Source organism: Butyrivibrio sp., assembly GCF_024699075.1.
Window position 1 is genome coordinate 1 of sequence record NZ_JAILQF010000211.1, and the last position, 5,994, is coordinate 5,994.

The window sequence follows — 5,994 nt, forward strand, 5'->3', positions numbered from 1 at the left end:
ACTGCAGAACTTGGAACTGATACAACCTGTGATACATCATCGATTATAAGCTTTACTTCTGCGCTCATACCGCTTCTTACTGTTTCATCAGCTTCAATCTCAACATCTGCTTCAAAATAAGATACACCGCCTGATACAGTCGCTGCCTTGGCTATCTTGGTGATAGTGCCATCATATGTAGCTTCAAGCGCGTCTATAGATACGATGACGTTTTGTCCTTCTGTTACTCCAAGGATATCGTATTCACCTATCTTAACTGCGATCTTCATCTCACTATAATCAGTAACTGTAGCTACAGAACCTGTTGTAGTAACATAAGAACCGGCTTCTACAGGAACTGCAGAAACTATTCCATCTCTTGGAGATGTGATAGTACAGTCAGAAAGCTGCTTTTGAAGATCAGCAAGCTTTAACTGGTTAACTGAATCATTGCCCTGGGCAACAGCTGACTGGATAGTAAGCTGATAGCCTTCAAGCTCCTGATTAACTGCTAGAACAGCCGCATTATAAGAGTCTATTGCATTAAGATAATTGATCTGTGCTGTAATAAGAGAATCATAAAGCTGAGTCAGGGAATTCTCTTCTTTCATCTTGGCTGCTTCGAACTGAGACACTGCGTAGTTATATTCACTCCATGCACTATCAACCGATGTCTGTGCATCCTCTACTGCCCTTTTATAACTTGTGAGCGAATCCCCGCTAAGGCCGTTATCTTCTGCCTTTGAAAGATCTTCCTGGGCCCGGGAAAGAGTTGTCTGCGCACTTGATACAGAAGTATATGCCGTATCTACGCTGTGAATAGCTGTGCTTATCTTATCTGACAGCTGCCTGTTATTGAGTTCAACTTCATTATTATAATTCTCCTGTGCTGTAACAAGGCTTGCAAATGCAGTATCGATACCGCTTAAAGCATTCTGAATTGTTGTATTAAGACCATTGTCGATTTCATATTTAAGGTCATCATAGGATTTCTGTGCCTGAGCTATACTTATGGCATTACTTGCATCACTTGCATCCATTGTAGCTGTAAGCTGATCTATGGAGCTTTGTATACTATAAGTATCAAGCGTCATAAGAACATCGCCGGCTTTTACTTCATCACCGACTTCAACCATGACCTCTGTTACCTTTACACCTGTTACTTCCGGGATTATTTCTGAAGAATTTACAGGCTCTGTAGTACCTGTAAATGTATGATATGTCTGAATATCACGAAGAGTAGCTACGTCATCTGTGTACATGGATTCTGCAACATTATTTGCAGCATTTCTAAAATACAAGACAATTGCTATTATGACTACCGCAATAATCCCCCACTTAATAAACCTCTTCCAAGTCTTCTTTTTGATTTTTGCACTCATTAGTTACAACACCCTTTCAATATCCCAGCTTAGATTTTTTAGAAAAAAATTCAGATATTCAACTCAATCATATTGAGTCAAATTTGTCTTTTATGATTATACACACTTTTTTCACAAAATTGACGGCTTTATACTTTTTTCAGAAGATTTATAATATGCTAATAATTTAAATTACGTTAATTATATACTTATTAAAGGCGGAGGTTTTACTCCGCCTTTTTTAGAGCCTCATCTCTTCGAGTATACGAAGACGCCTGTTGTTATAAACATAGGATACAAGCTGATCTGCAGGAAGCGCCTTCGAAAAATAAAATCCCTGAAGATACTCGCATCCCATATCTCTTAGCTTTTCAGCCATGTTATGGGTTTCAACTCCCTCCGCAACTATCTCATAGCCCCTTTGTCTGAAAGTTTTAATGATATCTGGAAGAACATCAGACTCTCCATTAAAAAATGACCATACAAGTGACTTATCAATTTTTACTATTTTAAAAGGAAGCTCTAAAAGCTCAACAAGGTTTGAGTAACCTGTACCGTAATCATCAAGAGAGAAGGTACTGCCCCTTTCTATGATTTTGTTCATCATCTCATTTAATATCTTGCCATCCGTCATAGCAGATTCTGTAATCTCGAAATTGATCTGTCTTGGATCTACCTCATATCTGTCCATGATATTAAAAAGTTCTGATACAATTTCTCCCGACTTACACTGAATAGGGGATAAGTTGACTTCTATAAACTTAACTCCAAGATCTTCCATATCACGCTCTCTTATAAAAGAGCACACCTGTTCAAAGACCTGGGCTCCTATAAAACCGATAGTTCCATTTCTTTCTGCTATCGGAATAAATTCTTCAGGCTCTATAATTCCCAGCTCTTCATCTTCAAGCCTTGCAAGAGCTTCAATTGATATGATCTTTTCATTTTGGGTCGAATATATGGGCTGGAAGGCAACATTTATCCTTCTTTCTCTTATTGCCTTACTGACAGCATGCTCAACCTTTATTCCTTCTCTTATTTCTTCGATTCTCTCTGCGCTTATATTCTCTGTTATCTCATTGTCCTTCATCTCAGCATTTATAAGGCCCTCTTCAAGCGAATCAAATACTTCACGAATGCTCATCTTAGGGACATCAGCGCCTAGATGCGCCATGTGAATCTTGAAAGTAACCTTACCTTCATCTTCACCCCAGGGCATCTCAAAACGTCTTCTTATAGCCTGCTCTATCTGCTTATGATTACTGCTTGTCTCAAAGAGAAGAGCAAATCTTCCCCTATGCATATAGAAAAGGCTTATTCCCTTGATCTGCTCTGTGATCTCATCTGCTATGCTGTGAAGAACTCTCATGAGCTTTCTTCTTCCATATATGCTTTCAAGTACAGGAAAGTTCTCGATTCCTATAACGCTTATATCTATAGGATCACCATATTCAAGCTTCTCATCTATAACTTCACCAAAAGCCCACTGGTTATAGATACCTGTATCTGCATCTGTGAACTGTGAAGGATTTTGTATATCGAGATATATTATTAGTATGGCTGCTGTATTAAATATTCCTTCAAGAAGAACATCCGGGAAAATAAGCCCCTGCAATATCATTCCTGTAAGAGACAATACCCAGAATCCTATCGTATACATCATTCTGCGAGGTGCCATATGTCCCTTGTAAAACCATGCATATGAAAGAGGAAGGAAAAAATAGAAAGCAAGAAATATCATCCATGTATAATAGTATCCCCAGCCCCTATGATATACGCCTCCCTCATCAATATAGAAAAATAAGCGTGTAACAGGAGTCATGATCACAGATAAAAAAGATACCAGATATGGAAATGCAATTATAAACCAGGCCTTTCTGCCTATATTTTTGCTACGACCTGTCATTGCGATAGTAAATATGGCAAAAGACCATATCTCCATAATATAGCAGGCATAATAGACCATATTGACTATATAATGTGAAGCTACAGAATAGTCTGATGGCTTTTGAGCCATCCCACATGCAATAATATTCATTATACAGCTTACTATCTGCAGGCTTATAAGCCAGGAAAAATAATTCCAGGACCTGAAAGGAAGATGCTTCTTCCAAAGATCAGACAGTATCAGTACCACTGAGATCATAAGTGCTGCTATTTCAAAATAAACATTCCAGACCATCAATATATCTCCCCAAAAATCATATTTATTATTAATGCATAAAATTGCAAAAAACTGTTATACTGTTATACAGCTGTTAAGTAAAAAGTTTTTCAGGAGGAAATTTTATGTTTGTTACATGTTTAGATCTTGAAGGTGTTCTTGTTCCGGAAATCTGGATTGCATTTTCAAAGGCAAGTGGTATACCCGAACTCAAAAAGACAACCAGAGATGAGCCTGATTATGACAAGCTCATGAAATGGAGACTCGGCATTCTTAAAGAGCACGGTCTTGGCCTCAAAGAGATCCAGGAGACAATTGCAACTATCGATCCTATGCCCGGTGCTAAAGAGTTTCTTGATGAGCTTCGCTCTTTGTCACAGGTAATTATTATTTCTGATACATTCCAGGAATTCGCAAGTCCTCTTATGAAGAAACTTGGAATGCCTACTATATTCTGTAATAGCCTTGAAGTCGCTCCAAATGGTGAGATAACAGGTTTTAAGATGAGATGCGACCACAGTAAGCTTTCTACTGTAAAAGCACTTCAGTCAATCGGCTTTGAAACGATCGCAAGCGGAGACAGCTATAACGACCTTGAGATGATAAAAGCCAGTAAAGCCGGCTTCCTTTTCAAGTCAACTGATCAGATCAAAGCTGATAACCCTGATCTTCCTGCTTTCGAAACCTATGACGAACTTATGAATGCAATCAAAGGTGCTATGAATCTTTGATATATCTTATTTAGCTCCACCTACTATAATATCATATATTTTAAAACTTTGATGACTACTGCCATTAGAATCTAGTATAGATTATCTCTAATGGCAGTAGTCTTTATTTTTTTCATACTTTTAATCAAATATCTTATAATCATTTTACAAAATTATGTCGATAAAAATTTTAAAGTAGGTTCTAAAAATAATTGCACTTTAAACGGTGCAATAATTTGAAATGACAATTTTCCCTGTCATAAGATGTTTCAGCATCAGAAAGTGAGGATTTAATGGCTGCTAAAGATGAAGTATTCGAAAAGAAAAAGACTTCTACATCAGAAACCAAGAAGGTTCCATTTTTCAAAACCGTATCCGGAATGTCGGGTATAACTTATATCTTCCTATTTATTGTATATTTAGTATCTATAGCAATAGTAACTACCCAGATGATGAATATAGCACATACATCTTCATCAACATCAACTATGGCAGAAAATGTCATGGACAGCATGCGCGTGTTTGAAGTTGATATGCGTATTCTGGATAATGATGGTTTTGCTATGGCATCTATGTTCGATACTATCAAGGAACTTGGACAGATTGAGACTAAGGTTCCTGAAATGGAAAATTGTATAACAGAAATGGACGCTGCTATAGTTACTATCGAAGAGACTTTCACCAATATGGCAGAAGGCGGAGGTGTATCACAAGAATCCGTAACTGCAGTAGACACCCTAAAAGAGAACTATGAAGGCTACCGTGAAGGTTATACAACCATTATAGAAGCTGCACAGGTTGATGATGTAAATACAATTCTTGGTGTAGTATACGGAGATGCTTCTACTCAGCTTGCAAATATGAAAGATCAACTAGTAATCCTTAATGAGCAGGTTGTTGTAGCAAGAGAGACTCTGGCACAAGTCGTAGAAAGCAGCGCAAACTCTGCTGTCTTTATGGTTAACATAATGTTTGCCATCTACATAGCAGCCAGCATCTTCTCTATTGTATTCAACTACAGACTTGTAGGCCGTAAGGTTAAACAGATTGCCACCCAGATCAATGATATTATTTCCAATATCAGAAATCATAAAGGTGACCTTACATCCAGAGTTACAGTTCCTACTTCCTCAGAACTTATATATATCAAGGATGGCTTTAACGGATTCATAGAATCATTACAGGGAATCCTTAGAAATGTAAAAGACAGTACAGCTACACTTACAGAATCTTCCAATAACATTACAGGTCAGGTTCAGCTTGCAAGCGATAATATCACAAATACATCTGCAGCTCTTGAGGAGCTTTCAGCAAGTATGCAGAACGTATCAGATACAGCAGGCACTATCAACAGTAAGCTTGATGATGTCAAAAATGCTACAAGCACTATTAACAATGGTATAGAAGATGGTACATCCAAGGCTCAGGAGATCAAGTCTGAAGCCATTGATATCAAGAATGATGCCCAGAGTAAGAAAGATAATACCGGTTCCAGAATGGAAGAACTCTCAAGCGTTCTTGAAAATTCTGTAAAAGACAGTGAAAAGGTTGCTCAGATCAACGAGCTTACAAATGTTATCCTAGATATTGCATCCCAGACCAATCTCCTTGCGCTTAACGCTTCTATCGAAGCTGCAAGAGCAGGTGAAGCAGGTAAAGGTTTTGCAGTTGTTGCTGAAGAGATCAGCTCCCTTGCAGAAAACTCACGTCAGACAGCCGGCAATATCCAGAATATAAGTAATGAAGTTACTCAGGCAGTTAAGAGCCTTGCAGATAATGC

At 38.1% G+C, this 5,994-nt stretch carries 4 protein-coding genes; 2 read left to right on the forward strand and 2 right to left on the reverse strand.

Translation table 11 applies throughout. The features are described from left to right. Together K6G87_RS08275 and K6G87_RS08280 are read right to left on the reverse strand one after the other, a co-directional pair. Positions 1-1,361 (reverse strand): HlyD family secretion protein (locus K6G87_RS08275; protein WP_296835753.1); only part of this gene is annotated, 1,361 nt, incomplete at its 3' end. A gap of 220 nt (positions 1,362-1,581) precedes the next feature. Further along, on the reverse strand, positions 1,582-3,522 hold the full coding sequence (locus K6G87_RS08280; protein ID WP_296835754.1) for an EAL domain-containing protein: 1,941 nt from the start codon (positions 3,520-3,522) through the stop codon (positions 1,582-1,584). A gap of 107 nt (positions 3,523-3,629) precedes the next feature. On the opposite strand from K6G87_RS08280, the gene thrH reads away from it, so the two are divergent. Continuing rightward, the gene (gene thrH, locus K6G87_RS08285; RefSeq protein ID WP_296835756.1) at positions 3,630-4,235 is read left to right on the forward strand and encodes a bifunctional phosphoserine phosphatase/homoserine phosphotransferase ThrH; all 606 of its coding nucleotides are present in this window, start codon (positions 3,630-3,632) and stop codon (positions 4,233-4,235) included. A gap of 272 nt (positions 4,236-4,507) precedes the next feature. Then, positions 4,508-5,994: methyl-accepting chemotaxis protein (locus K6G87_RS08290; RefSeq protein ID WP_296835757.1), on the forward strand; the 1,487-nt coding region annotated here is incomplete at its 3' end.